This is a genomic window from Robbsia betulipollinis (genome assembly GCF_026624755.1).
Lineage (GTDB): Bacteria > Pseudomonadota > Gammaproteobacteria > Burkholderiales > Burkholderiaceae > Robbsia > Robbsia betulipollinis.
This window is the reverse complement of sequence record NZ_JAPMXC010000001.1, coordinates 823,493-849,311: the sequence shown is the minus strand read 5'-3', so window position 1 is coordinate 849,311 and position 25,819 is coordinate 823,493. Positions and strand designations below refer to the sequence as shown.

Sequence of the window (25,819 nt, the reverse complement as noted above, 5' to 3'; positions counted from 1 at the left end):
GGCCCGGAACGCGGGTCCGCCGCGGGGTGTCCTTATGTTTGGTCGGTTCATGCCTACCGAAGGCAAGTTTTTCGAGATCTTCAACGCGCACGCGAAATGCATGGTGGAGGCCGCCCGTGAACTCGAGGCGCTGGTCGACAATATCGAGCGCGCGGAGATTCACAAGCAGAACGTCCAGATCAATGAGAAGCGTGCCGACAAGCTGACGCACGAAACGATCGACCTGCTGCACAAGACTTTCATCACGCCGCTCGACCGCGACGAGATCCACAAGCTGATCACGACGATGGACGACATCATCGACCTGATCGAGGATGTCGCCACCGCGGTCTGGCTGTACGACGTGAAGAGCCTGACCGCCGAGGCGAGCCAGCTCGCGCATATCTGCGTGTCGTGCTGCGAGCGCGTCCAGGACGTGGTCGCGCGGCTCGCCGACATGAAGGACGCGGCGGCCATCCTGCAGGTATGCGAAGAAATCGACCGGCTCGAATCCGACGCGGACCGGGTGCTGCGCGCGGCGATGTCCAAGCTCTTCCGCGAGGAGGACGACGTCAAGACCCTGATCAAGCTCAAGGCGATCTACGAATTGCTCGAGCAGGTCACCGACAAGTGCGAGGATGTGGCGAACATCATCGAAGGCATCGTGCTAGAAAACGCATAATGGACCTGCGCTGATGGCATCGATACATTTGGCGGTATGGACGGTCGTGATTCTGGTCGCGGTCGCATTGATCTTCGATTTCCTGAACGGCTTCCACGACGCGGCGAACTCGATCGCGACGGTGGTCTCGACAGGCGTGCTGAAGCCCCAGCAGGCCGTCGCCTTCGCCGCGCTGGCGAATGTGATCGCCTATTTCCTGTTTCACCTGAAAGTGGCGGCGACCGTCGGGCGCGGCACGATCGATCCCGCGATCATCGATCAATACGTGATTTTCGGCGCGTTGATGGGAGCGATCGGCTGGAACATCATCACCTGGGTATTCGGCATTCCGTCGAGTTCCTCGCATGCGCTGATCGGCGGTCTCGTGGGCGCGGCGCTGGCGAAGTCCGGACCGCATTCGCTGAACGTCGACGGGTTGCTGAAGACGGTGTCCTTCATCTTCATCTCGCCGTTGCTGGGCTTCATTCTGGGTTCCTGCTTCATGCTTGCGGTGTCGTGGATGTTCTTCCGCACGCCGCCGTCGCGCGTCGACCGGAAATTCCGCCGGCTGCAACTGTTCTCCGCGGGACTCTACAGCCTTGGGCACGGCGGCAACGATGCGCAAAAGACGATCGGCGTGATCTGGATGCTGCTGATCGCCACCGGTTACGTCTCGGCGACGGCCGACGCGCCGCCCGCCTGGGTGATCGCGGGGTGCTATTTCGCGATCGGCCTGGGCACGCTGTTCGGCGGCTGGCGCATCGTGCGCACGATGGGGCAGAAGATCACCAAGCTCAAACCGGTCGGCGGTTTCTGCGCCGAGGCCGGCGGGGCGATCACGCTGTTCCTCGCTTCCTGGCTGGGCATCCCGGTTTCCACCACGCATACCATCACCGGCGCGATCGTCGGCGTGGGGGCGACGCGCAAGCTCTCGGCGGTGCGCTGGGGGGTGGCCGGACGGATCGTCTGGGCCTGGGTGCTCACCATTCCCGCGTCCGCGATACTGGCTGCCATCGCGTGGTGGATCGGGCGCTGGCTGTTCTAGGGCGGCTTGCGGCGCGGTGGTGCGGACTCCGCCGCTGCGGGGCGGAGTCCGTTCAATAGCCGCGGTTGACGATACGGGCGATCGGGTCGTCCTCGACGGTATTGCGCAGCGCCGTATCGGGTGCACCGCCACGATTGTCCGGGTTGGCATTCTCGGCATGGGCGATCGCCATGGCGATCGGATCCGCTCCGGCGGGCGCCGCGTGCAGGCTGGCATCGGGTACGGCGGCCAGCGCCCGCGTCGGCATGATCGATGGCGGCGGGGCGGCCGGCGCGAGCGGCGAGTCGATCACCGGCGCCGCGCCGCGGCCCGCGACGCGGCGGATGCCGTCGAAGCGCTTCGCCCAGTACGGGTTCGTCACGTAGTCGATTCGCACCGTGCCGCCGGTCGACGGTGCATTGACGAAACGATAATCGCCCACATAGACACCGACGTGCGAATGTGCGCGGCCGGTCGTATTGAAAAAGATCAGGTCGCCGGGCGCCACCGCGTCGGGCGCGATGCTCACGCCTTCGCGACTCATGTCGGCGGTCGTGCGGGGCAGGTCGACGCTGGCGGCACGCTCGACGACGTAGCGCACCAGTCCGCTGCAGTCGAATCCGGCGGCGGGCGTATTGCCGCCCCATCGATACGGCACACCGACCAGGCCCATCGCCTGCATCGATATCTCCTCCTGGCCGACGCTGTGATCGACGAAACGCGGGAAGCCGCTGGGCGGCGATTGCGGGCCCCAGCCGTCGAGCTTCAGATGTCCGCTGCGCTCGCCCGCCGCCACCGGGGTCCGGTCTTCCCGCGGCACGCTCGAACATGCCGACAGGACCACCACGCCCAGGGTGACGAGGAGGTGGCATCGCGCGTGGAACGGAAGCTTCGAGGAACAGGGCATGCGCTATCGCTGTGAAGAGGTGCCATTCGACCGGTCCTGCGGCGGGCGGCGCACTTATCTTAGCTTTGGGGTGAAAGGGCCGCAAGCGATCGTGCGCGGCACCCTGAAGAAACAACGCATGGCGTGCCGCGCCGCGACGCGCGCGGTGCGGCACGCAAGGCCGTTTCGGAATCGACGATGGCATAATCGCATGCTGTCGATGGTGCCAAGGCGAGGCCGGCGGATCTTTTTCCGCCAAGCACGGAGGGCTGGCGCCTTACGCTGGATATTTTATGAATGAACCTTTTTCTTTTCTCCTTGGCGGCGGCGAAATGGGTGAGCGCATGCGCGCCCACGATTGGGCACGCACATCCTTCGGCGCGCCCGAAACCTGGCCGCAGTCGCTGTGCTCGGCGGTTTCGGCCTGCCTGAATTCCCCCATGCTGGGAACCATCCTGTGGGGCCCGGAACTGCGCATGCTGTACAACGATGCGTATATTCCCTCGATGGCGGACCGGCATCCACGGGCACTGGGCATGCCGGTCGACGAGGTATGGGGCAGCGCGTGGGACCAGGTCAGCGCGCCGTTCTATCGCGCGATGGCGACGGGCGAGGGCTTCTCACAGAACAACGTGGAAATTCCGATGATCCGGCGCGGGCAGGCTGAAAAAACCACCTGGAATTTCAGCGCGGCACCCATTCGCGGCGAAGGCGGCCACATCGTCGGACTGCTCAATCAGGGCGTCGAAATCACCGAGCAAGTGCGGGGCGAGCAGGCATTGCGCCGTCTCAATGAGACGCTGGAAGCGCGCGTGGAGGAGCGTACGCGCGATCGCAACCGCCTCTGGGAACTCTCGTCCGACATCATGCTGCGCTGCGGGTTCGATGGCGTGGTGGCGGCGTCGAATCCGGCCTGGAAAGAAGTCCTGGGGTGGGAGGAGAGCGAGCTGGTCGGTACCGAGATATTCACGCTCGTGCATCCCGACGACATGGAACGCACGCGCAGCGGCGCGCGCACCCTTGCACGGGGCGGCTCGCATACCCGCTTCGACAATCGCTACCGTCACAAGGATGGGACCTACCGGTGGATTTCATGGTCCACCCGCCCCGACGACGGCAGCATCTACGCGGTCGGCCGGGATTTCACCGCGCAGCGGGAACGGGAGGAGGCCCTGCAATCGGCGGAGAACGCGTTGCGCCAGGCGCAGAAAATGGAGGCGGTCGGGCAATTGACCGGAGGGCTGGCGCACGATTTCAATAATCTGCTCGCCGGCATCAGCGGCAGTCTGGAGTTGCTGCAGGTCCGGCTCGATCAGGGCCGGCACGGCGAAGTGGGACGCTATGTCGCCGCGGCACAGGGCGCCGCCAAACGCGCCGCTTCGCTGACGCACCGCCTGCTGGCATTTTCGCGGCAGCAGACGCTCGATCCCAAGCCGGTCGACGTCAACCGGCTCGTCGCGGACATGACGGAATTGATTCGCGGCACCGTGGGCCCCGCGATCGATGTCGTGGTACGCGAAGCCGACGACTTGTGGCGTGTGCGGGTCGACCCCTCGCAGCTGGAAAATTCGCTGCTCAATCTGTGCATCAACGCGCGCGACGCATTGCCGGATGGCGGCCGTATCACGATCGCTACCGCGAACGAATGGCTGGATCGACAGGCGGCGTTCGCCCATGGCCTCGCCGAAGGACCTTATCTCTCTTTACGCGTGTCGGACAATGGCACCGGCATGTCCGCCGACGTCATCTCGAAAGCATTCGACCCTTTCTTCACGACCAAGCCCATCGGCGAAGGAACCGGGCTGGGGTTGTCGATGATTTACGGTTTCGCCAAGCAGTCCGGTGGTCAGGTCCATATTCATTCGGAACTGGGAAAGGGCAGCACCGTGTGCGTCTATCTGCCGCGGTATCAGGGCGATCAAGCGTGCGGTACGGAGCCGCGCGGCCCCGGTGCGCTGATCCGGTCCGGGAAAAAAGAAACGATCGTCGTGGTCGACGACGAGCCGACCGTGCGCGCGCTGCTGGTGGAGGTGCTGGAGGAGCTGGGCTATGGCGTCATCGAGGCGGCCGATAGCCTGACGGGCCTGCGTATCCTGCAATCCGATGCGCACATCGATCTCCTGGTAAGCGATGTCGGCCTGCCTGGCGGGATGAATGGCAGGCAGATGGCGGATGCGGCGCGGATCGCGCGGCCCGGGCTGAAGGTGCTGTTCATTACCGGGTATGCCGAGAACGCCGCGCTTGGCGAGGGACATCTGAAGCACGGCATGGCGGTCATCACGAAGCCGTTTCAGGTACAGGCCCTGGCGGAACGCGTGCAAACGATGCTGTCGATGCAGGATTAGCGAGCGGATTTCAGGCGCCGGTCCCAAACGCGAGCTTCAAACGCGCCGGCAAAGAAAAAGCCCGCTCCGGCAGGGTGCCGGAACGGGCTTGGGTATGGCGTTCGGATGCATCGTTCGGATGCATCGTCCTGGCGCCGGACGAACCGCCCGGCGCCCGGTGGGTTAGAGAATCTCCGACGCGTAGTCCGCCAGACGCGAGCGTTCGCCGCGCGCCAGCGTGATGTGACCACCGTGCGGCCAACCCTTGAAGCGGTCGACCACATACGTGATGCCGGAACTGCCTTCGGTCAGATAAGGCGTGTCGATCTGCGCGATATTGCCCAGGCAGACCAGCTTCGTGCCAGGGCCCGCACGCGTGACCAGCGTCTTCATCTGCTTGGGCGTCAGGTTCTGCGCCTCGTCGATGATCACGTACTTGTCGACGAAGGTCCGGCCGCGCATGAAGTTCATGCTTTTCACCTTCAGACGCGAACGCACCAGATCCTGGGTGGCGGCGCGGCCCCATTCGCCGGCCGAGTCGTCGCTCTTTTGCAGCACTTCGAGGTTGTCGTCGAACGCGCCCATCCACGGCTGCATCTTCTCTTCCTCGGTACCGGGCAGGAAACCGATGTCCTCGCCGACCGGCACCGTCGCGCGGGTGACGATGATCTCGTTGTAACGCTTGTCGTCGAGCACCTGCGCGAGGCCCGCGGCCAGCGCGAGCAGCGTCTTGCCGGTACCGGCCTGGCCGAGCAGGCTGACGAAATCGACTTCCGGGTTCATCAGCAGGTTCAGCGCGAAATTCTGCTCGCGGTTGCGCGCGGTCACGCCCCAGACGTTGTTCTTGTTGTGGCTATAGTCGCGTAACGTCTGCAACAGGGCGGTGCGGCCGTTGACCTCGCGTACGATCGCGTGGAACGCCGGTTCGCCGTTGCTGGTCTCCAGGTAGACGAACTGGTTGACCAGCATCGAGGCGACCGACGGTCCGGTCACCCGGTAATACGTCGTGCCGGTGCGCACGTCCTGCCAGCTCTCCATGCCTTTCGCATGGCGCATCCAGAAGTCCGCCTGCAACGCCAGCACGCCGGTGTACAGCAGGTCCTTGTCTTCCAGCACCTGGTCGTTGAAGTAGTCCTCGGCAGGCAGTTGCAACGCATGCGCCTTGATGCGCATATTGATGTCTTTCGACACCAGCACGACCTCGCGGTCGGGTCGCTCGCGCGTGAGGGCGCGCACCACGCCGAGGATCTGGTTGTCGGCCTTGCCGGCGGGCAGCCCTTCCACCGGATCGATGCGTTGCAGCGTGGTCTGGAAGAACAGACGCCCGCCGGCTTCGCGGTTGCCGAGGCGCGAGAGTTGCAGGCCGGCCTGGATATCGGCGCCGCCGGCCACCAGCCCGTCGAGCAGACGGCTGACCTGACGGGCATTGCGCGCGACTTCCGACATGCCCTTCTTGTTGTTGTCCAGTTCCTCGAGCGTCATCATCGGCAGATAGATGTCGTGCTCTTCGAAGCGGAACAGGCAGCTCGGATCGTGCAGCAGGACGTTCGTGTCGAGCACGAACAGCTTGGCACGCACCGGCGGCGGTGCGGTGCGTGGCGCGGCGCCTGCGCGGCCGCCCGGCTGCTGGCCATGGCGTTGCGCGGGACGCTGCGCATCGCGTGCTTCACGGGTTTCGCGTGCATCGCCGCGCGGCGCATCGCGCCCGTGCTGCGGCAGGCGCTGCGCGAGCTTGTCGTCCAGCGCGGTGCGCACCGGCGTGTCGGGCACGACCGATGGTGCCGGCTGGGCGGCGCTGTTCGCGGCCCCACCGGGCGTGGCCACCTGCGCCGGACGGGGAGCGGCGGGTCGCGCATCCGGCTGACGACGTTGCTGTCGTGCGTCGGTGGGCGCGGCCGCCGTGGGCGTGGCCGCGACGGCCGGCACGGGGACGGCAGCCGCCGCCGCGGCATCGGCCGCCGCGGCATCGGCCGCCGCGGCACCGGCCGCCGGTGCCGTGGGCGCCGGGGTTTGCTGCTGCAACAGCGCGGCGGTACGCTGTTTGCGCGCGGGTGGCCGGGCGCCGCGGTCGGGCTGCGCGACCGCGGTCGCGTCGCTCGCCTGCGTCGCCGGCGCAACGAGATCCTGGAGCGCGGGCGGCATCGAAGCCGGCGCGGCGATGCCGGCCAGCTCGGCGCTGGCGCTCGGCAGGTATTCGATGCTCGCGTCGCTTGCGGCAGGCGTGTCGACCAGTGTTTCGGCGGCGGTTTTCTTCGCCGTCTTGGTGGGGCGCGCGCGGGCCTTGTACTGGTCCGCGGGCAGGAGATCGCCGAGTTTCGACGGCAGGGTAGGCAAAGGCATGTGGGTCTCCTAGAGGAGTCGAATCGACAGTGCGCGTCGCGTGGCCGCTGACACATGCCAGGGCCAGACGACGATACGGGGCGCATGGCGCCGGGCACGGAGTTTCGTGGAAATTGCCTGTTTGCCGGTCAAGGGCTCCTTCATGGGATGAAGTGAAGACTCACGCGGGACCGGGCGCCAGGGCGCCCGGCGGAAATGCGCGCCGGCGCGGCCGCGCGTGCTTCCCGCCGCGGATGCGGCAGTGCACGCGGCCGCGAACGGCGTCCTGTGAAAGCAAAAAGCCGCCATGCCTCGAAGCGGCGGCGGCTTTTTCCCGAGCAACGACAGAACGGGGTCGGATTGCAATGGCTGGAGCGCAGTGCTGGAGCGATGGCCTGGAACAAATTCTGGTGGGTAGCTGGATGAAGCGAGGCGCTATCGGACAAAGGGGGCGGCGCCCGTCTTCTTCCGGGCGGATCGCGCCGGTTGATCCAACTATATCCCGGCTCAAAGCGCTTGTACAGCCGCGAGGACCTCGTCCACGTGGTCGGGGACCTTGACGCCGCGCCACTCGATGCGCAGTACGCCGTCGGCGTCGACGACGAAGGTGGAGCGCTCGATGCCGCGAACGTCGCGCCCGTACATCTTCTTTTGCTTGATGACGCCGTACAGATTGCAGATCGCCTCGTCGCCGTCGGATACGAGGGCGAACGGCAGATCCAGTTTTGCCTTGAAATTCTCATGCGAACGGATGCTGTCGCGCGAAATGCCGACGATCACCGCATTGGCCGCCGCGAAGGCGGGTTCGTTGTCCCGAAACTGGAGGCTTTCGGTGGTGCAGCCGGGGGTACTGTCCTTGGGGTAGAAAAACAACACGACCTTCCTGCCGCGCAACGCGGACAGGACAAACGTGGCATCGCTCGTCGCCGGCGCGGTGAAATCGGGCGCCAGGGTGTCAAGGGCAATCGGCATAAGCGGGTTTTCCTGTTTTTATGGCTGCACCATCAACTCGCCCGAACGGCCGGGGATCTCACCCCAGGCGAAGGGGCGGGCGGGCAAGGCGCGCAGATCGAGCGCCGCGTAATATTCCGCCATCGAGACCAGTTGATGCCCCTGGCGCTGCCAGCCTTCCAGAAGGCGGCGAAACACCGGGGCGAGTTTCTGGCCTTCGAGTTCGGCGTGGAGCGTGAAAATCTGGTCCGTCGCACAGCCGTCGGTGCGCGCGAGCAGCGCGGCGTCGACATTGCCCGCGTCCACGCCATCGATGCCGATCAGCTCGTCGAGCGTCGGCAGCGTGGTGGGCATCTGCACGTGGTTCAGCGTGCGGCCCGCGACGATCGGATGATAGGGCGTGTCGCCCCGACCGTCGGAGGCATAACGCATGCCCCAGCGCTCGATCGTCTCGAGCCCATGGCCGTTCATCTGCCAGCCGGCCGCACCGTGCGTGGCCGGGGCCGCGCCGAAGATCTCGACGAAGCGGTCGAAGGCCTTCTGCATCTGCGCGTCGGTCCAGGCGCGATCGCGCCCGCGCACATTGTCCTGCCAGTAGACGTGGTCCCAGCAATGGATGCCGACCTCGAAACCCGCCGCCTGCACCGCGCGCATTTCATCGGCGGCGCGCCGGCCGATGTCCGGGCCGGGCAGCAGGGTGCCGTAGAGCAGCGTCTTGATGCCGTAATGCTCGACCACCGACGTGCGCGACACCTTTTTCAGGAACCCGGGACGAAAAACCCGACGCATCGCCCAGCCGGTGTGGTCGGGCCCGAGGCTGAACAGAAAGGTGGCGTGTGCCTGCATCTGCCGCAGCATGCTCACCAGCGCCGCCACCCCTTCCCGGGTACCGCGCAGCGTGTCGACGTCGATCTTGAGAGCGATTCGCGCCACGGGCTTATTCGACCAGGGCCCGCGCTTCGCCGAACGCCGACCGGTATGCTTCGAACACCGCGCGCAGCGAGTCGTCCATGTTCATCGTCGGCTGCCAGCCCAGTTCGCTCATCGTGTTGTCGATCTTCGGCACGCGGTGCTGCACGTCCTGGTAGCCCGTGCCGTAATACTCGCCCGACGACGTCTCGACCACTTTCACGGCCTTGCCACCCGCGCGGTATTCGGGAAATTCCGCCGCGAGGGTCAGCATTTTCTCGGCGAGTTCGCGTACCGAGATGTTGTTGGCCGGATTGCCGATATTGTAGATCTTGCCGCTGGCGATGCCGTTCGGATTCTCGATGATGCGCATCAGCGCCGAGATGCCGTCGCCGATCCAGGTGAACGCGCGCTTCTGCGCGCCGCCGTCGACGAGGTTGATGTTTTCGCCACGCACGATGTGGCCGAGGAACTGCGTGACCACGCGCGAACTGCCTTCCTTCGCGGTGTGGATCGAGTCCAGACCCGGCCCCATCCAGTTGAACGGGCGGAACAGCGTGAAGTTCAGGCCTTCCTGCATGCCGTAGCCCCAGATCACCCGGTCGAGCAGCTGCTTCGAGCACGCGTAGATCCAGCGCGGCTTGTTGATCGGACCATAGACCAGCGGCGAGCTCTCGGGGTCGAATTCGGCATCCGGGCTCATGCCGTAGACTTCCGAGGTCGACGGAAACACCAGGTGCTTGCCGTACTTGACCGCGGAACGGATGATCGGCAGGTTCGCCTCGAAGTCCAGTTCGAAGACGCGCAGCGGCTGCTGCACATAGGTGGCGGGCGTCGCGATGGCGACCAGCGGGAGGATCACGTCGCACTTGCGCACGTGGTACTCGACCCACTCCTTGTTGATGGTGATGTCGCCTTCGAAGAAGTGCATGCGCTCATGCGCCGCCAGGTCGCCCAGGCGGTCGCTCTGCATGTCCATCCCGTACACGTCCCAGTCGGTCGTCTCGAGGATGCGCTTCGACAGGTGGTGGCCGATGAAGCCGTTGACACCGAAAATCAGAACCTTTTTCTTCATGAGTCGCGAATAGGAGAGGTGAGTCGTGACCAATCGTCCGCCCGGACGGGCTCGCCGTTCAGCCGCAGATCGCGGATCGCGATGGTGTGTGCGTCACCGCACACTCCGAAAAACGCATTATCCACCAGGTGCAAGCCGGGCGGCAAATCGGCGAGATCGGGACGGTCCCGGGCGAGTCGCGCATCCGCCACGACGAAGCGGCGGGTAGCGGCCCCGGTGCCCGTGCCGGGGGCGCCGGGGCCGTCCGGCGCGGCGGTGCGCTCGGGGAAGTCGAAGAAAGCGCCCGGGTACGGCGGCGCGACGGCGCGGATCAGGTTGTAGACGTCCTGCGCGGGACGCGACCAGTCGATGCGGCCGTCCTCGGGCTTGCGCCCGCCGAAGTAGGACCCTTGCGCGAGATCGTTCGGCAACCGCGCGGCGGTGCCGGCGATCAGCGCGGGCAGCGCCCGCCAGAGCGTCTGCTCGGCGGCGACCGTGACTTTCTCGAAAACCTGGTGCGCGGTGTCGTCGGGGAGGATCGGCACCATGCTCTGGCCGATGATGGCGCCGGCGTCGGGTTTCACCGTCATCTCGTGGAGCGTCGCGCCGGTTTCGGTCTCGCCGTGGATGATCGCCCAGTTGACCGGCACCCGGCCGCGGTAGCGCGGCAGCAGCGAGCCGTGCAGGTTGAACGCGCCGCGCGGGGCGAGGGCGAGCACCGCCGGCGGCAGCATGTTGCGGTAATAAAACGAAAAGAGGAAATCGGGCGCCGCGGCGCGTACCGCGTCGAGCAGCAGCGCGTCGTCGCCGGCGCCCGGGCGAATCGTCGGGATGCCATGCTCGGCCGCGACCGTGGCCACGCTCTCGAACCAGATGTTCTCGGCGGGGTTGTCCTCGTGCGTGACGAGCAGCGCCACATCGATGCCGCGCGCGAGCAACACGCGCAGGCACCGCGCGCCGACGTTGTGATAGGCGAAGACGACGGCGCGTCGTCCGGCGGCGGGTGTCGGGGCGGCGCTCATTCCCGGATGTCCCGAAGCGCGGCGTCGTCGCGCGACCCGGAGGCGGCCGGCGGCGTCGCGGGAGCCGACGCGGCCGGTGCCTCGGGCGTGGCGGATGTCGCGGGCGCAGCGGACGAACCCGGCGTGACCGGCGCAACCGGCGCAACCGGCGCAACCGGCGCAACCGGCGCGACCGGCGCGACCGGCGTGGCGCGCGGCAATGGCCGCTCGACGTTCAGCGGCAGCGTGGTGACGGACCTGCCGTTCGCGGCCGGCGCGGTGGTCGCGCGCTCGCCGCCCGCTTCGAGCAGGGTCTGCACCAGATAACGGGGACGGGCCCGCACCTGCTGGTAGATGCGGCCGATGTACTCGCCCAGCAGGCCCAGCGCGAACAGCACGACGCCGAGCAGGAAGAAGTTGATCGCGAACAGCGTGAACACCCCCTCGACTTCCGAGCCGAGGAGGAAGCGCCGGATCAGCAGCAGCAGGAACAGCGCCGCCGAACCGGCCGACAGGATGAAGCCGACGATCGACAGCATCTGCAACGGCACCACGCTGAAACCGGTGACCAGATCGAAGTTGAGCCGGATCAGCGAATACAGCGAGTATTTCGATTCACCGGCGAAACGTTCCTCGTGGGCGACATCGATTTCGGTCGGATTCTGCGCGAAGGTGTAGGCCAGTGCCGGGATGAAGGTGTTGATCTCGCCGCAACGGTTGATGGTCGCGACGATGCGGCGGCTGTAGGCGCGCAGCATGCAGCCCTGGTCGGTCATCCTGATGCGGGTGATGCGCTCGCGCAGCCGGTTCATCGCCGCCGACGCCTTGCGCCGGAAGACCGAGTCCTGACGTTGCGCGCGCACCGTGCCGACGTAGTCGTAGCCCTCGCGCATCTTCGCGACCAGCTTGGCGATTTCTTCCGGCGGATTCTGCAGGTCGGCGTCGAGGGTGACGATGATGTCGCCGCGCGCATGCTCGAAACCGGCGAGGATCGCCATGTGCTGGCCGTAGTTGCCGTTGAGCAGGATCACGCGGCTGACGTCCTCGCGCAGCGCGAACTGGTCGGCGAGCATCGCCGCGGAGCGGTCGCGGCTGCCGTCGTTGATGAAGATGACCTCGTAACGCGCGTCCAGCGCATCGAGCGCCGGGTACAGGCGCTCGAACAGGGCGCGCAGGCCGGCCTCTTCGTTGTAGACCGGAATGATGACGGAAAGCTCGGGAGGCGTCATGGCTAGCGCTTGTCGGTGGAGGCGGGGGAGGAATAGATCGCGTTGACGGCGGCGGCGACCCGGTCGACATCGGCCATCTGCATCGTGGTGAACAGCGGCAGCGTGACGATGCGCGCGCCCACGCTCTCCGTGTGTTCCAGCGTGCCGGGCCGGAAGCCCAGGTCGTGATACAGCTTGAACAGGTGGATCGGCGGATAGTGGGCGCCGCTGCCGATCTGCCGCGCCTTGAGTTCGGTCATGAAGGCGGCGCGGTCCGGACGCGACGGGTCGCCGGCGACGGGGGCCGGCAGCACGACCTGGAACATGTGCCAGTTGCTGTTGTCGAAATCGGCGGGCGGCAGGCCCATGCCGGCCGCGCAGGCCGCGCCGTTTTCCAGCCCCGCGAAGTAACGGCGGGCCAACTCGCGGCGCACGCGCGTGAAACGCTCCAGATGCGGCAACTGGCCCAGTCCGACGCGGGCGGCGACATCGCTCAAATTGAACTTGCCGCCCAGCACGTCGACGTCCATGCCGTCGATGCCGTTGCGCGTGACGCCGTGTAGCCGGTATTTCTCGGCGAGCCGTGCCTCGGCGGCGTCGTTGAGCACCAGTGCGCCGCCCTCGATCGACGTCAGGTTCTTGTTCGCGTGAAAGCTGAATGACACCAGGTCGCCGAAGCTGCCGATCTCGCGGCCCTGCCACGAAGCGCCGAACGCCTGCGCCGCGTCTTCGATGACGCGCAGGCCGTGCTGCCGGGCGATCGCGTAGAGGCGGTCCATGTCGACCGGCAGGCCGGCCAGGTAGACCGGGATCAAGGCCCGCGTGCGCGGCGTGATCGCCGCTTCCAGCAGATCGAGATCGATGTTGCGGGTGACCGGGTCGATATCGACGAACACGGGCGTGGCGCCCACCTGAAGCACGACATTGCTGGTCGCCGCCCACGACAACGACGTCGTGATGACTTCGTCGCCGGGACCCACGCCGGCGATGCGCAGGCCGATTTCCAGCGTCGCGGTGCCGCTGTTGAAGGTGCGCACCGGCCGGCCGCCGAAGCGCGCCGACAGCGCCGCCTCGAATTGCTGGTTCTGCGGGCCGGTGGTGATCCAGCCGGAGCGCAGCACGTCGACGACGCCGGCGATGGTGGCTTCGTCGATTTCCGGGCGCGTGAAGGGAAGGAATTCCGGTGTCTGGCTCATGATGGGTGGGCTCACGGAGGGGACGGCCGATGCCGGGAATGGCGGTTCGGCCAAAACGGCAGGGCGCGCGCGCGACCCGCGCCGGTGGGGCGGGGCCGGCGGTCGCGCCCGGAGAGGATGCGGGCGTGCATCAGGTGCGGGCCAGCACGTAGACGCCGACCAGGACGATGCCGATGCCGAGCAGGCGCTGCATCGTCAACGCCTCGCCGAACAGATAGTACGCGGCGATGGCGTTGACCACATAGCCGAGCGACAGCATCGGGTAGGCGAGCGAGACGTCGACGCGCGACAGCGCCATGATCCAGACCACGACGCTGACGACATAGCAGGCGAGACCGCCGACGATCGGCCATTGCGTGCCCAGGCGCAGCGCGATCGGCAACAGGTTGGCGCGGGAAAATTCGAAATGGCCGACGGCGTTGGTGCCGGCCTTCAGCAGCAACTGCGCGCAGGCGTTGAGCAGCACGCCCGTGACGATCAGGGTAAAAGCGATCGGGGTCATCAATGGTTTTCCGAAGCGATGGCGGGGGCCGCATCGGGCGAACGGGACACGACCACGCGGCGTTCGTCGCGCGCGATCACCGTCATCGGCAGACCTGCGGCGGCCAGTTCCCGGTAGCGCGACGGCGCCATCACGGCGAGGCCGGTGCCGCTGCGGCGCCAGAGCGTCTGCCAGGCGTCGATGGTCGGCACCCACTTCTGCGGTTCGACGCCGATACCGAACGAGAGTTCATCCTCCCGCTGGACCATGATCATCGTATGGCCGACGTAGAACGGCAAGGTGTGATCGAGCAGATCGATCGAATAGAACGGCGTGTTCGCCGGCAGGCGGGCGATCGCGGCCTTGACCGCGGGGGCCAGCAGCACGCCCGAGCTGGCGCGGCCGAAGATCTCGTGCGCGTTGCCGCCGATGCCGGCAAGCAGGAACCAGGCGGCGGCGAACACGACCGTGGCTTTTGCGGGTGCCGCCGGCAAGGACGAACGGTTGCACCATGCCGCCAGCGCGACGCCCGCCAGCGCCACGGCCAGCGCGATCCAGAGCCAGGTCTGGAAGTGGCGGTAGAGTGCGTTCGGGGTACGTGCGTCGCCGAAATTCGACAGATAGACCACGCCGATCGCCGCCGCGATCAGAAAGACCGCGTAGCCGGCGAGATGGCGTTGCCAGTGCGCGCGGCTCAGCGTCGGCAGGTAGCGGCCGATCAGCAGCGCCAGCGCCGGCGCCACCGGCAGCGTGTACGACACCAGCTTCGATTTCGACAGGCTGAAAAAGAGGAAGATGAAGACCGCCCAGACGCAGATCATGATGACCGGCGAGAAATTATTCGGCTGCCGCGGCAGGCGCAGGGCCTGCCACACGCTCTGACCGAAGACCGAGAGCCAGGGCAGAAAACCGACGAGCAGCACCGGCACGAAATAATAGGGCACGCCGGCGCGGTGGTGATCGGGCAGCAGGAAGCGTCGAAAGTGTTCGTTGATGAAGAAGAAATCGAAGAATTCCGGATTGCGCGACTGCACCAGGATGAACCACGGCGCGGTGATCGCCAGGAAGATCAGCAGGCCGCTGAACAGATAGAGGCGCCGCCAGACGGCGCCGTCGCGCGCGAATGCCGAGTACAGGACCAGCACCGCGCCGGGCAGGACGATGCCGATCAGGCCCTTGCTCAGCACGGCGAGCGCCATCGACGCCCAGCACAGCCACATCCAGCCGCGCGTCGCGCCGGTCGACAGGCCCGGGCGCTGGGCGAGCAGGAGGCTGCACAGCGTCAGCGTCATCATCAACGACAAACCCATGTCGAGCGCGTTGAAATGACCCATCAGGTTCCAGTAGGGGCTGGCGGCCAGCGCGACCGCGGCGAAGAAACCCGCGGCGGGATTGAACACCCGCGCGCCCGTGTAGCCCACCACCAGCACCGCGCCATAGCCGCTCAACGCCGTCCACAGCCGCGCCTGCCAGTCGCCGATGCCGAAACCGGCATAGGCGAGCGCGGTCATCCAGGTTTGCAGCGGCGGTTTCTCGAAATACTTGTAGCCGTTGTAGCGCAGCGTCACCCAGTCGCGGTCGACGAACATTTCCCGTGCCATCTCGGCATAGCGGCCCTCGTCGCTGGGAATCAGGTGGCGGATGTCGAGCTGACCGAACCAGAGAACGGTGAACGCCGCGATCAGCAGGAAGAACACGCCCCGGGACAGCGGCGACCAGGAATTTTGATGATCCATGTGGGCAGAAAGCGACGATGCGACAGTAAGGGTCCCGCAGCAGCCGGGGTGGAGCGGCGGAGCGGGCAATGGCCTGCCGACGCCGCACGCGGTCAGACCGGCGCGATCAGCAACGCGGCGGCCGCCCGCCGGCCCTCGGAAACCAGAATGTTGAAGGTCCGGCACGCGGCGCTCAGGTCCATCGTCTCGACGCCGATGCGTTGCGCCGACAGCGCCGCGAACAGACGCGGATGACCGAAACGCAGACGCTCGCCGGTGCCGAACAGTACCAGTTCCGGCGACGCTTGCGCGAGCAGGTCGAAATCGGCCGGACGCAGGGTCTCGAACCCGCCGACCGGCCAGGGCAGGACCGGCCCCTGCGGGAACAGCAGCAGGCTGTGCGTGAAGCGCTCCTTGTTGACCTCGACGTAGTCCCGTCCGTATGCCGTGACGTTGTTCAGTTCCGCATTCGATTCCTGCTGTAGTTTCAAAGCGATCTTCCTGTTGCGGTCCGCGGCATGGCGATGTTCGGCGCAGGCCCGGCCTTCGAGCCGATCCGCCCGGGTCTCCCGTCTGGAGGCCGTCCGGCGCGGGAATTCTGTCATAATCGCTCGAATTATAACTTTTCGAGGAAGCGGGCTGCGCACTTTTGGTGGCCTGGTCCGAACGGCGCCGCCGGCGCGGGTTTCGGGCGTTCGCGGCAGCGGAACCTGCCGGATTCGGCGCGAGGCGGCGCCGGGGGAGCGGCCGCGGCGACCCGCGCGAAGGGCGTTCCCGCGTGCGTGGCGTGTCGCCTTGCCGGCCCGCCGCACCGGTGTCCGGCGGCGCATCGCGGCGCCGCCGGGCGATGCGCCGGATACACGGGCGCCGCGTCGCCCCGGTCCGCCTTCCAGAGTAAAACAACGTATTCCATACCGTGTTGACGCCGTGAAATCCATTCTCAAATCGCACAAGCTGTCGAACGTCTGCTATGACATCCGTGGGCCGGTCCTCGACGAGGCGCGCCGTCTCGAAGAGGAGGGACAGCGCATCATCAAGCTGAACATCGGCAACCTCGCGCCGTTCGGCTTCGAGGCGCCCGACGAAATCGTCCAGGACATGATCCGCAACCTGCCGGCGTCATCCGGCTATTCGGATTCGAAGGGCGTGTTCGCCGCGCGCAAGGCCGTGATGCACTACACGCAGAAACAGCGCGTGGCGAACGTCGGACTCGACGACATCTATATCGGCAACGGCGCGTCCGAGCTGATCGTGATGGCGATGCAGGGGCTGCTCAACGAAGGCGACGAGGTGCTGGTGCCGGCGCCGGACTACCCGTTGTGGACCGCCGCGATCAGCCTCTCGGGCGGCACGCCGGTACATTACCTGTGCGACGAGGGCAGCGGCTGGCTGCCGGACATCGACGACATGCGCGCGCGCATCACGCCGAACACGCGGGCCATCGTCGTCATCAACCCGAACAACCCCACCGGCGCGCTTTATCCGGACGCGCTGCTGCTGGAGATCATCGAGCTGGCGCGCCAGCACGACCTGATCCTGTACGCGGACGAGATCTACGACAAGATCCTGTACGACGGCGCGACGCATACCGCGATGGCGGCGCTCTCCGACGACGTGCTGACCATCACCTTCAACGGCTTGTCGAAAAGCTATCGTTCGTGCGGCTTTCGCGCGGGCTGGATGGTGGTTTCCGGCGACAAGCGTCACGCGCGCGACTACATCGAGGGGCTGAACATCCTGGCGACGATGCGGCTGTGCGCGAACGTGCCCGGCCAGTACGCGATCCAGACCGCGCTGGGCGGCTATCAGAGCATCGACGACCTGATCGCGCCCGGCGGGCGGCTGTACAAGCAGCGCGACATGGCGCATGCCATGCTCACCGCGATCCCGGGCGTGAGCTGCGTGAAGCCGAAGGCGGCGCTGTATCTGTTCCCGCGGCTCGACCCGGCGGTCTATCCGATCGCCGACGATCAGCAGTTCATTTTCGACATGTTGCGCGAGGAGAAGGTGCTGGTGGTGCAGGGCACCGGCTTCAACTGGCCGCGGACCGACCACTTCCGCGTGGTTTTCCTGCCGAATGTCGATGACCTGGCGCTGGCGATGGAGCGCATCGCCCGTTTCCTTGACGGCTATCGCAAACGCCATACGGCCTGAGCGCCGGCACCGCGCCAAGCACCGGCGCGGGCAAGGCAGGCGCGCATTTTTTCATCCTTATCAAAGAACTGCCGAATGGAATCGATCAAAGCGGGAATACTGGGCTTCGGCACGGTGGGCTGCGGCACCTATGCGGTGCTGCGCCGGAATCAGGAAGAAATCAGGCGCCGCGCCGGCCGCGGCATCGAGATCACGCGCATCGCCGTGCGCAGCGTCGAGCGTGCCCGCGCGGCGCTCGACGCGCTCCCGCGCACCGGCGCCGCCGGTACGCCCGCTGCCGGTACGCCCGCTGCCGGTATGCCCGCCGCCGGTACGCCCACGATCGACACCGATTTCGAGGGGCTGGTCGCGGACCCGTCGATCGATATCGTCGTCGAGACGATCGGTGGCACCGAGCGCGCGCGCGAACTGGTGCTCGCCGCCATTGCGCATGGCAAGCACGTCGTGACCGCGAACAAGGCACTGCTCGCGATCCACGGCACGGAAATCTTCCAGGCCGCGCACGCGCGTGGCGTGATGGTCGCGTTCGAGGCGGCGGTGGCGGGTGGTATCCCGATCATCAAGGCGCTGCGCGAAGGCTTGTCCGGCAACCGGATCGAATGGATCGCCGGCATCATCAACGGCACGACCAACTTCATCCTGTCGGAGATGCGCGATCGCGGCGTCGATTTCGCCACGGCACTCGCCGACGCGCAAAAGCTCGGCTACGCCGAGGCCGACCCGACCTTCGACATCGAGGGGGTGGACGCCGCGCACAAGCTCACGCTGATGAGCGCGATCGCGTTCGGCGTGCCGATCCAGTTCGACCGCGCGTACGTCGAGGGCATCAGCCGGCTCGACGCGATCGACCTCCGCTATGCCGAGGAACTGGGCTACCGGATCAAGCTGCTGGGCATCACGCGGCGCAGCGCCGACGGCATCGAGCTGCGCGTGCACCCCACGCTGATTCCCTCCAAGCGCCTGATCGCCAATGTCGAAGGCGCGATGAATGCGGTCGCGGTGCAGGGCGACGCCGTCGGCACGACCCTGTATTACGGCAAGGGCGCGGGTGCCGAGCCGACCGCCTCGGCGATGGTCGCCGATCTGGTCGATGTCACGCGGCTGCATACCGCGGACCCCGAGCACCGCACGCCGCACCTGGCGTTCCAGCCTGACCAGTTGTCCGATACGCCCATCCTGCCGATCGACGCGATCAAGAGCGCCTACTACCTGCGCCTGCGCGTCGCCGACGTGACCGGCGTGCTCGCCTCGATCGCGACGACGCTGGCCGACCTCGGCATCTCCGTCGACGCGCTGCTGCAGAAGGAGTCGCGCGAGGGCGAGGGCGAGACCGATCTGGTGGTACTCACCCACATCACGCTGGAAGGCAATCTGCGGCGCGCGATCGCGCAGATCGAGACCCTGGAGACGGTCGTCTCGCCGGTCACCTTGCTGCGCACCGAAAACCTGTAGGAACCGTCATGCATTATGTTTCGACCCGCAGCACCCGCACGGACCGCGCCGGGCGCGACAGCCCCGCCGGACACGTCGCCTTCTCGGACATCCTGCTCGCCGGGCTGGCGCCGGACGGCGGCCTGTACATGCCGGAGGAATACCCGAGCGTCAGCGTCAAGGATCTGACGCGGTGGCGTGCGCTGCCGTATGCGGACCTCGCCTTCGAGATCCTGTCGCGTTTCTGCGACGACATTCCCGCCGCGGACCTGCATGCGCTGACGCGACGCACCTATACCCCCGAGGTGTACTGCAATCTGCGCGACGGCCAGCGCGCGGCGGACATCACGCCGCTGCGCATGCTCGGCGAGGAAGCTGCGCCGGGTGGCGGCACCACGTCGCTGTCGCTGCTCGAACTGTCCAATGGTCCGACACTGGCGTTCAAGGACATGGCGATGCAGCTGCTCGGCAACCTGTTCGAGCACGTGCTGGCGAAGCAGGGCGCGTCGCTGAACATCCTCGGCGCGACCTCCGGCGACACCGGCAGCGCCGCCGAGTACGCGATGCGCGGCAAGCAGGGCGTGCGCGTGTTCATGCTGTCGCCGCACAACAAGATGAGCCCGTTCCAGCGCGCGCAGATGTTCAGCCTGAACGACCCCGGTATCTTCAATCTGGCGCTCGAGGGTGTGTTCGACGATTGCCAGGACATCGTGAAGGCCGTCTCGAACGACCATGCGTTCAAGGCGCGCCACCGGATCGGCACGGTCAACTCGATCAACTGGGCGCGCGTCGTCGCGCAGGTGGTCTATTACTTCAAGGGCTACTTCGCCGCGACCGAGGGGCAGGCCTATCCGGAGGACGGCGTGCTGCCGGAAGTGTCGTTCACGGTGCCCTCGGGCAATTTCGGCAATGTCTGCGCCGGCCACATCGCCCGCATGATGGGTCTGCCGATCCGCCGTCTGGTGGTGGCCACCAACGAGAACGACGTGCTCGACGAGTTCTTCCGCACCGGTCACTATCGGGTGCGCACCGCCGCCGAGACGCGCCAGACCAGCAGCCCGAGCATGGACATCTCCAAGGCGTCGAATTTCGAGCGTTTCGTGTTCGATCTGCTCGGGCGCGACGGCGAGCGGTTGCGCGCGCTGTTCCAGGACGTCGAGTCGCAGGGCGGTTTCAGCCTGGCCGAGGGCGCAGAATTCGGCCGGATCGCGGACTTCGGCTTCGCGTCCGGGCGCAGCGTGCACCAGGACCGTCTGGCGACGATTCGCGACGTCTTCGCGCGCTACAGCACGATGATCGACACGCACACCGCCGACGGCGTGCATGTCGCGCGCGCGCATCTCGAAGCGGGCATTCCGATGATCGTGCTGGAGACCGCGCAGCCGGTCAAGTTCGGCGAGACGATCCGCGAGGCCTTGCAGCAGGAGCCGGAGCGGCCGCAGGCCTTCGTCGGCATCGAGGCATTGCCGCAGCACGCGACGGTGCTTGCCGCCGATGTCGCGCAGGTCAAGGACTTCATCGCGGCACGCACCGGCTGCTGAAGGCCAGGCCGGTTATTTTCGGGAATCGATCGATGAACCAAGCGGGACCGGGGGCGCGCGTCGACGCGCCGATGTTGACCACCGCGCAGGCGCTCGATGCGCTGCTCGACGCCGCGCGCATGCTGGCGGACACGGAGACGATCGCGCTCGAGCAGGCCAACGGCCGCGTGCTCGCTTCGCCGATCGTTGCGACGCTGGACGTGCCTCCGGCCGATGTCAGCGCGATGGACGGCTATGCGGTACGGCTGGCGGACCTGGCGCCGGACGTGGTTCCAGGACTTCCGCCCGGGGCATCCTCACCTGGGGCATCTTCACCTGGGGCATCCCCGCCCGGGGCGTTCCCCCTTGGGGCATCCCCGCCCGGTGCATCGTCGTTCGGCGCTCCCTTGCCTGTCTCGCAGCGCATTCCCGCGGGCACCGCGCCGGCGGCACTGGCGCCCGGCAGCGTCGCGCGCATTTTCACCGGCGCCCCGGTGCCTGCCGGCGCCGACACCATCGTGATCCAGGAAGACGCGCGGACCGATGGCGGCACCGTGCGCTTTGCCGCCGACGCGGCGCGCGCTCCCGGGCAGTGGATCAACCGGCGCGGCGCGGACATTCGTGCCGGCGCGGTGATCCTGGACGCGGGCACGCGGCTGACGGCGCAGGCGCTGGGTCTCGCCGCCTCGGTCGGCGTCGCGCAGGTGCGCGTGGTGCGCCGGTTGCGGGTCGCGCTGGTGTTCACCGGCGACGAACTGCGGCGCCCGGGCGAGACGCTGGTGCCGGGGGCGATCTACAACTCGAACCGTTACACGCTGGGCGGTCTGCTCGACAACCTGGGCTGCGTGGTGACCGACTACGGCATCGTCGCCGACCAACTGGAGGCCACGCGCGCCGTCCTGCGCGAGGCCGCCGCCGGGCACGACCTGGTGTTGACCAGCGGCGGCGTCTCGGTGGGCGAAGAGGATCACGTCAAGCCGGCGGTCGAGGCGGAAGGGCGCCTCGCCCTGTGGAAGATCGCGATGAAACCCGGCAAGCCGCTGGCCTTCGGTGCGCTGCGGCGCTTCGCGGCCGACGTGAATAACGCAACTAACAGCCACGACGCAACGAGCCACGACGCAACCAACGCAACGATTGCCGGGGAAGCCTACTTCATCGGCTTGCCCGGCAATCCGGTGTCGACCTTCGTGACGTTCCTGCTGTTCGTGCGGCCCTTTCTGCTGCGAGTACAAGGCGTGCGCGCGGTCGCGCCGCGCAGCCTGCGGGTGCGTGCCGATTTCACGGTGCGCGGCGACCGGCGCAACGAATTCCTGCGTGCGCGTCTGAACGACCAGGGCGGGCTCGACCTTTTTCCCAGCCAGAGTTCGGCGGTACTGACGTCCACGGTATGGGGCGACGGACTGGTCGACAATCCGCCAGGGCAGGCAATCGCCCCGGGCGATACGGTTCGCTTCCTGCCGTTTTCCGAATTGCTGTACTAGAGGGCGTCATGCATATCGAATTACGGTTTTTCGCCGGCGTGCGTGAAGCGCTCGGACTGTCCCAGGAGCGGGTCGAACTGCCGGCGCAGATCACGACGGTCGGCGACGTGCGCGCCTGGCTGCGCCTGCGCGGCGGCGTCTGGGCCGAGACGCTGGCCGAAGGGCGCGCGTTGCGCATGGCGTGCAATCACGAAATGACCGACGCCTCGACGCGCCTCACCGAAGGGTGCGAGGTGGCGTTCTTTCCGCCGGTGACCGGCGGTTGACCGGGGGTTCCGTCCGCCGAGCGGACAGGAGAGGCAGATGACCATCAGGGTGCAGGAAGCGGATTTCGATTTCGGCGCGGAAATCGCGGCGTTGCGGATCGGCCAGCCGCGCGTGGGAGCCGTGGTCGGTTTCGTCGGCGCGGTGCGCGATCTCAACGATGGCGCCGCAGTCGATTCACTCGAACTCGAACACTATCCCGGCATGACCGAGCGCGCCCTCGAGCAGATCGTCGAACGCGCGCGGGCGCGCTGGGCGCTCGCGGGCGTGACGGTGATTCACCGCGTCGGTCCGCTCGCGCCCACCGACCAGATCGTGATGGTCGCGGCGGCGTCCGCGCACCGCGGCGATGCGTTCGCCGCGTGCGAATTCATCATGGATTATCTGAAGACCGAAGCGCCATTCTGGAAAAAGGAAGGCGTGGGCGAAACGCGCCGGTGGGTCGACGCGCGCGTGAGCGACGCGCAGGCGCGCGCGCGCTGGGGTGAGGCGGGGCCGTCCGCCGACGCGGCGGTGAGCGCCGCGCCGATCGGCCCCCGCACGGTCGAAAAATAACCGCTGGCAGGCCGCTGCGGCATCTTGAAATTTTTACCGATCGGCCGCATCTGGTGTGTATTGATGAATACCAGAATCCTGCGGAGGTTTTCAAGATGAGAATCGACAAGCTGACCACGAAATTCCAGGAAGCGCTGTCCGACGCGCAAAGCCTGGCGGTCGGACGTGACAACCAGTATATCGACCCCCTCCACGTGCTCGTCGCGCTGCTCGCGCAGAACGACGCGGCGGTACGCTCGCTGCTCGCGCGCGCCGGCGTGGCGATCCAGGCGCTCTCCACCGGCCTGAACGCGGCGCTCGACCGCTTGCCGAAGGTCGAGGGTACCGACGGCAACGTCCAGGTCAGCCGCGAGCTGACGGGCCTGTTCAACCAGGCGGACCGCGAGGCGCAAAAGCGCGGCGACGCCTTCATCTCCACCGAGATGTTCCTGCTGGCCGTGGCCGACGACAAGGGCGGCGCCGGGCGCGTGCTGCGCGAGCACGGGCTCACGCGCAGCGCGCTCGAGGCGGCGGTGACGGCGGTGCGCGGCGGCGAGCCGATCAACAGCGCCGACGGCGAGAGCCAGCGCGAGTCGCTGAAGAAATACACGACGGATCTCACGGAGCGCGCGCGCGCCGGCAAGCTCGACCCGGTGATCGGGCGCGACGACGAAATCCGCCGCTCGATCCAGATCCTGCAGCGGCGCACGAAGAACAACCCGGTGCTGATCGGCGAACCGGGCGTGGGCAAGACGGCGATCGTCGAGGGGCTGGCGCAGCGCATCGTCAACGGCGAGGTGCCGGAGTCGCTGAAGAACAAGCGCGTGCTGGTGCTGGACATGGCCTTGCTGCTGGCCGGGGCGAAATATCGCGGCGAATTCGAGGAACGCCTGAAGGCGGTGCTCAACGACGTCGCGAAGGACGAGGGCAGCACGATCGTCTTCATCGACGAGATCCACACGATGGTCGGCGCGGGCAAGGCCGAGGGCGCGATGGACGCGGGCAATATGCTCAAGCCGGCGCTCGCGCGCGGCGAACTGCACTGCATCGGCGCGACGACGCTCGACGAATACCGCAAGTACATCGAGAAGGACGCGGCGCTCGAACGGCGTTTCCAGAAGGTGCAGGTCGAGGAGCCGTCGGTCGAAGCGACGATCGCGATCCTGCGCGGGCTGAAGGAAAAGTACGAACTGCACCACGGCGTCGAGATCACCGACCCGGCGATCGTCGCCGCCGCGGAAATGAGTCAGCGCTACATCACCGACCGCTTCCTGCCCGACAAGGCGATCGATCTGATCGACGAAGCCGCCTCGCGCATCAAGATGGAAATCGACTCCAAGCCCGAGGAGATGGACCGGCTCGACCGGCGCCTGATCCAGTTGAAGATCGAGCGCGAGGCGGTGCGCAAGGAAAAGGACGAGGCGTCGCAGAAGCGTCTCGGTCTGATCGAGGCGGAGATCGAGCGGCTGGGTCGCGAGTATGCGGACCTGGAGGAAATCTGGACCGCGGAGAAGGCGGCGGTGGAGGGCAGCGCGCACCTCAAGGAAGAGATCGAGCATGCCCGCGCGGAGATCGTGCGCCTGCAGCGCGAGGGGCGTCTGGACAAGGTCGCCGAACTGCAGTACGGCACGGTGCCGCAACTCGAGGCGCGGCTGAAGGAGGTCACGCAGGCCGAGGCCAGCGGTACGGCGGGCGCCGCGGCGTCGGCGCGCCCGCGCCTGTTGCGTACCCAGGTGGGTGCGGAGGAGATCGCCGACGTGGTCTCGCGCGCGACTGGCATCCCGGTGTCGCGGATGATGCAGGGGGAGCGCGAAAAGCTGCTGCACATCGAGCAGAAGCTGCACCAGCGGGTGGTCGGCCAGGAAGAAGCGATCGATGCGGTCGCCGATGCGATCCGGCGTTCGCGCGCGGGTCTGTCCGATCCGGACCGGCCGTACGGTTCCTTCCTGTTCCTCGGGCCGACGGGCGTGGGCAAGACCGAACTGTGCAAGGCGCTGGCGGGTTTCCTGTTCGATTCGGAAGAGCATCTGATCCGCATCGACATGAGCGAGTTCATGGAGAAGCACAGCGTTGCGCGGCTGATCGGCGCGCCGCCGGGCTATGTCGGCTACGAGGAAGGCGGGTATCTGACGGAACTGGTGCGGCGCAAGCCGTATAGCGTGATCCTGCTCGACGAAGTCGAGAAGGCGCACCCGGACGTGTTCAACGTGCTGCTGCAGGTGCTCGACGACGGCCGCATGACCGATGGCCAGGGCCGTACGGTGGATTTCAAGAACACGGTGATCGTGATGACGTCGAACCTGGGGTCGCAGTTGATCCAGGCGATGGTGGGTTCGCCGCAGGACGAAATCCGCGCGGCAGTCTGGGACGAGGTGAAGCTGCATTTCCGGCCCGAGTTCCTGAACCGGATCGACGAGGTCGTGGTGTTCCACGGACTGGATCGCAGCAATATCGAGGCGATCGCGAAGATCCAGTTGCGCGTTCTTACCGAGCGCGTGGCGAAGCTGGACATGCAGCTGGACGTATCCGACGCGGCGCTCGCACAGGTCGCCAAGGTAGGTTACGACCCCCTGTTCGGCGCACGGCCCCTGCGGCGCGCGATCCAGCAGGAGATCGAGAACCCGGTCGCGAAGCTGATCCTGTCGGGGAAATTCCAGGCCAAGGATGTCATCCCGGTGGACTTCGCCGACGACGCGTTCAGCTTCGACCGCGTCGTCCACTAGGCGT

At 66.8% G+C, this 25,819-nt stretch carries 19 protein-coding genes and 2 pseudogenes; 10 read left to right on the top strand and 11 right to left on the bottom strand.

Features of this window, described 5'->3' with window-relative positions:
- Window positions 1-34 precede the first annotated feature (34 nt).
- Both OVY01_RS03690 and OVY01_RS03685 read left to right on the top strand, forming a co-directional pair.
- Window positions 35-661 (top strand): DUF47 domain-containing protein, encoded by a 627-nt coding sequence (locus tag OVY01_RS03690; RefSeq protein WP_267845732.1) that lies wholly within the window; start codon window positions 35-37, stop codon window positions 659-661.
- Window positions 662-674: 13 nt separating this feature from the next.
- On the top strand, window positions 675-1,685 hold the full coding sequence (locus tag OVY01_RS03685; RefSeq protein WP_267845730.1) for an inorganic phosphate transporter: 1,011 nt from the start codon (window positions 675-677) through the stop codon (window positions 1,683-1,685).
- A 109-nt stretch (window positions 1,686-1,794) separates the two neighbouring features.
- Here OVY01_RS03685 and OVY01_RS03680 read toward each other — a convergent pair.
- Window positions 1,795-2,571, bottom strand: a pseudogene (locus OVY01_RS03680) (C40 family peptidase); the annotation flags it as partial.
- Window positions 2,572-2,843: 272 nt separating this feature from the next.
- Here OVY01_RS03680 and OVY01_RS03675 point away from each other — a divergent pair.
- A complete protein-coding gene (locus tag OVY01_RS03675; RefSeq protein ID WP_267845728.1) occupies window positions 2,844-4,895 on the top strand; it encodes a hybrid sensor histidine kinase/response regulator in 2,052 nt (683 codons plus the stop codon).
- 162 nt (window positions 4,896-5,057) lie between these two features.
- Here OVY01_RS03675 and OVY01_RS03670 read toward each other — a convergent pair whose 3' ends face one another.
- The 10 genes and pseudogenes from OVY01_RS03670 to OVY01_RS03625 all read right to left on the bottom strand — a co-directional run bounded on the left by OVY01_RS03670 (window position 5,058) and on the right by OVY01_RS03625 (window position 16,199).
- Complete coding sequence (locus OVY01_RS03670) at window positions 5,058-7,214, bottom strand: PhoH family protein (protein WP_267845725.1); 2,157 nt, start codon at window positions 7,212-7,214, stop codon at window positions 5,058-5,060.
- 486 nt (window positions 7,215-7,700) lie between these two features.
- Window positions 7,701-8,165 (bottom strand): peroxiredoxin, encoded by a 465-nt coding sequence (locus tag OVY01_RS03665; RefSeq protein ID WP_267845723.1) that lies wholly within the window; start codon window positions 8,163-8,165, stop codon window positions 7,701-7,703.
- A gap of 18 nt (window positions 8,166-8,183) precedes the next feature.
- A complete protein-coding gene (locus OVY01_RS03660) occupies window positions 8,184-9,077 on the bottom strand; it encodes a polysaccharide deacetylase family protein (RefSeq protein ID WP_267845721.1) in 894 nt (297 codons plus the stop codon).
- 4 nt (window positions 9,078-9,081) lie between these two features.
- Window positions 9,082-10,128, bottom strand: a complete 1,047-nt coding sequence (locus OVY01_RS03655) for a bifunctional UDP-4-keto-pentose/UDP-xylose synthase (RefSeq protein WP_267845720.1) — start codon at window positions 10,126-10,128, stop codon at window positions 9,082-9,084.
- Window positions 10,125-11,129: a formyltransferase gene (locus OVY01_RS03650; RefSeq protein ID WP_267845719.1), complete on the bottom strand. Its 1,005-nt coding sequence runs from the start codon at window positions 11,127-11,129 to the stop codon at window positions 10,125-10,127. Before OVY01_RS03650 ends, OVY01_RS03655 begins: the two co-directional genes overlap by 4 nt.
- A 236-nt stretch (window positions 11,130-11,365) precedes the next feature.
- A pseudogene (locus OVY01_RS03645) lies at window positions 11,366-12,337 on the bottom strand (glycosyltransferase); the annotation flags it as partial.
- Between the two features lie 2 nt (window positions 12,338-12,339).
- Window positions 12,340-13,512: a DegT/DnrJ/EryC1/StrS family aminotransferase gene (locus tag OVY01_RS03640; RefSeq protein WP_267845718.1), complete on the bottom strand. Its 1,173-nt coding sequence runs from the start codon at window positions 13,510-13,512 to the stop codon at window positions 12,340-12,342.
- A gap of 130 nt (window positions 13,513-13,642) precedes the next feature.
- Window positions 13,643-14,014, bottom strand: a complete 372-nt coding sequence (locus OVY01_RS03635) for an SMR family transporter (RefSeq protein ID WP_267845717.1) — start codon at window positions 14,012-14,014, stop codon at window positions 13,643-13,645.
- Window positions 14,014-15,729: a glycosyltransferase family 39 protein gene (locus OVY01_RS03630; protein WP_267845715.1), complete on the bottom strand. Its 1,716-nt coding sequence runs from the start codon at window positions 15,727-15,729 to the stop codon at window positions 14,014-14,016. Before OVY01_RS03630 ends, OVY01_RS03635 begins: the two co-directional genes overlap by 1 nt.
- A 92-nt stretch (window positions 15,730-15,821) precedes the next feature.
- Window positions 15,822-16,199: an Mth938-like domain-containing protein gene (locus tag OVY01_RS03625; protein WP_267845714.1), complete on the bottom strand. Its 378-nt coding sequence runs from the start codon at window positions 16,197-16,199 to the stop codon at window positions 15,822-15,824.
- A gap of 436 nt (window positions 16,200-16,635) precedes the next feature.
- On the opposite strand from OVY01_RS03625, the gene OVY01_RS03620 reads away from it, so the two are divergent.
- The 7 genes from OVY01_RS03620 (at window position 16,636) to clpB (ending at window position 25,815) form a co-directional block, all read left to right on the top strand.
- The gene (locus OVY01_RS03620; protein ID WP_267845713.1) at window positions 16,636-17,862 is read left to right on the top strand and encodes a pyridoxal phosphate-dependent aminotransferase; all 1,227 of its coding nucleotides are present in this window, start codon (window positions 16,636-16,638) and stop codon (window positions 17,860-17,862) included.
- A 75-nt stretch (window positions 17,863-17,937) separates the two neighbouring features.
- Complete coding sequence (locus OVY01_RS03615; RefSeq protein ID WP_267845710.1) at window positions 17,938-19,314, top strand: homoserine dehydrogenase; 1,377 nt, start codon at window positions 17,938-17,940, stop codon at window positions 19,312-19,314.
- Window positions 19,315-19,322: 8 nt separating this feature from the next.
- On the top strand, window positions 19,323-20,834 hold the full coding sequence (gene thrC / locus OVY01_RS03610) for a threonine synthase (RefSeq protein WP_267845709.1): 1,512 nt from the start codon (window positions 19,323-19,325) through the stop codon (window positions 20,832-20,834).
- A 71-nt stretch (window positions 20,835-20,905) separates the two neighbouring features.
- The gene (locus OVY01_RS03605) at window positions 20,906-22,294 is read left to right on the top strand and encodes a molybdopterin molybdotransferase MoeA (protein ID WP_267847653.1); all 1,389 of its coding nucleotides are present in this window, start codon (window positions 20,906-20,908) and stop codon (window positions 22,292-22,294) included.
- Between the two features lie 8 nt (window positions 22,295-22,302).
- Window positions 22,303-22,560: a molybdopterin converting factor subunit 1 gene (gene moaD / locus OVY01_RS03600; RefSeq protein ID WP_267845707.1), complete on the top strand. Its 258-nt coding sequence runs from the start codon at window positions 22,303-22,305 to the stop codon at window positions 22,558-22,560.
- Between the two features lie 37 nt (window positions 22,561-22,597).
- The gene (gene moaE / locus OVY01_RS03595) at window positions 22,598-23,113 is read left to right on the top strand and encodes a molybdopterin synthase catalytic subunit MoaE (RefSeq protein ID WP_267845705.1); all 516 of its coding nucleotides are present in this window, start codon (window positions 22,598-22,600) and stop codon (window positions 23,111-23,113) included.
- A gap of 95 nt (window positions 23,114-23,208) precedes the next feature.
- Entirely contained in the window at window positions 23,209-25,815 is a 2,607-nt protein-coding gene (gene clpB / locus OVY01_RS03590; RefSeq protein WP_267845703.1) for an ATP-dependent chaperone ClpB, read from the top strand.
- Window positions 25,816-25,819: the final 4 nt, after the last annotated feature.

What these genes read in the sequence shown, in the direction of transcription:
- OVY01_RS03685 (WP_267845730.1), top strand. Translation starts at nt 675, where the DNA reads ATGGCATCGATACATTTGGCGGTATGGACGGTCGTGATTCTGGTCGCG.
- moaE (WP_267845705.1), top strand. Translation starts at nt 22,598, where the DNA reads ATGACCATCAGGGTGCAGGAAGCGGATTTCGATTTCGGCGCGGAAATC.
- OVY01_RS03630 (WP_267845715.1), bottom strand. Translation starts at nt 15,729, where the DNA reads ATGGATCATCAAAATTCCTGGTCGCCGCTGTCCCGGGGCGTGTTCTTC.
- OVY01_RS03635 (WP_267845717.1), bottom strand. Translation starts at nt 14,014, where the DNA reads ATGACCCCGATCGCTTTTACCCTGATCGTCACGGGCGTGCTGCTCAAC.
- OVY01_RS03690 (WP_267845732.1), top strand. Translation starts at nt 35, where the DNA reads ATGTTTGGTCGGTTCATGCCTACCGAAGGCAAGTTTTTCGAGATCTTC.
- OVY01_RS03655 (WP_267845720.1), bottom strand. Translation starts at nt 10,128, where the DNA reads ATGAAGAAAAAGGTTCTGATTTTCGGTGTCAACGGCTTCATCGGCCAC.
- OVY01_RS03670 (WP_267845725.1), bottom strand. Translation starts at nt 7,214, where the DNA reads ATGCCTTTGCCTACCCTGCCGTCGAAACTCGGCGATCTCCTGCCCGCG.
- OVY01_RS03650 (WP_267845719.1), bottom strand. Translation starts at nt 11,129, where the DNA reads ATGAGCGCCGCCCCGACACCCGCCGCCGGACGACGCGCCGTCGTCTTC.
- OVY01_RS03665 (WP_267845723.1), bottom strand. Translation starts at nt 8,165, where the DNA reads ATGCCGATTGCCCTTGACACCCTGGCGCCCGATTTCACCGCGCCGGCG.
- OVY01_RS03615 (WP_267845710.1), top strand. Translation starts at nt 17,938, where the DNA reads ATGGAATCGATCAAAGCGGGAATACTGGGCTTCGGCACGGTGGGCTGC.
- thrC (WP_267845709.1), top strand. Translation starts at nt 19,323, where the DNA reads ATGCATTATGTTTCGACCCGCAGCACCCGCACGGACCGCGCCGGGCGC.
- OVY01_RS03640 (WP_267845718.1), bottom strand. Translation starts at nt 13,512, where the DNA reads ATGAGCCAGACACCGGAATTCCTTCCCTTCACGCGCCCGGAAATCGAC.
- OVY01_RS03605 (WP_267847653.1), top strand. Translation starts at nt 20,906, where the DNA reads ATGTTGACCACCGCGCAGGCGCTCGATGCGCTGCTCGACGCCGCGCGC.
- clpB (WP_267845703.1), top strand. Translation starts at nt 23,209, where the DNA reads ATGAGAATCGACAAGCTGACCACGAAATTCCAGGAAGCGCTGTCCGAC.
- OVY01_RS03675 (WP_267845728.1), top strand. Translation starts at nt 2,844, where the DNA reads ATGAATGAACCTTTTTCTTTTCTCCTTGGCGGCGGCGAAATGGGTGAG.
- moaD (WP_267845707.1), top strand. Translation starts at nt 22,303, where the DNA reads ATGCATATCGAATTACGGTTTTTCGCCGGCGTGCGTGAAGCGCTCGGA.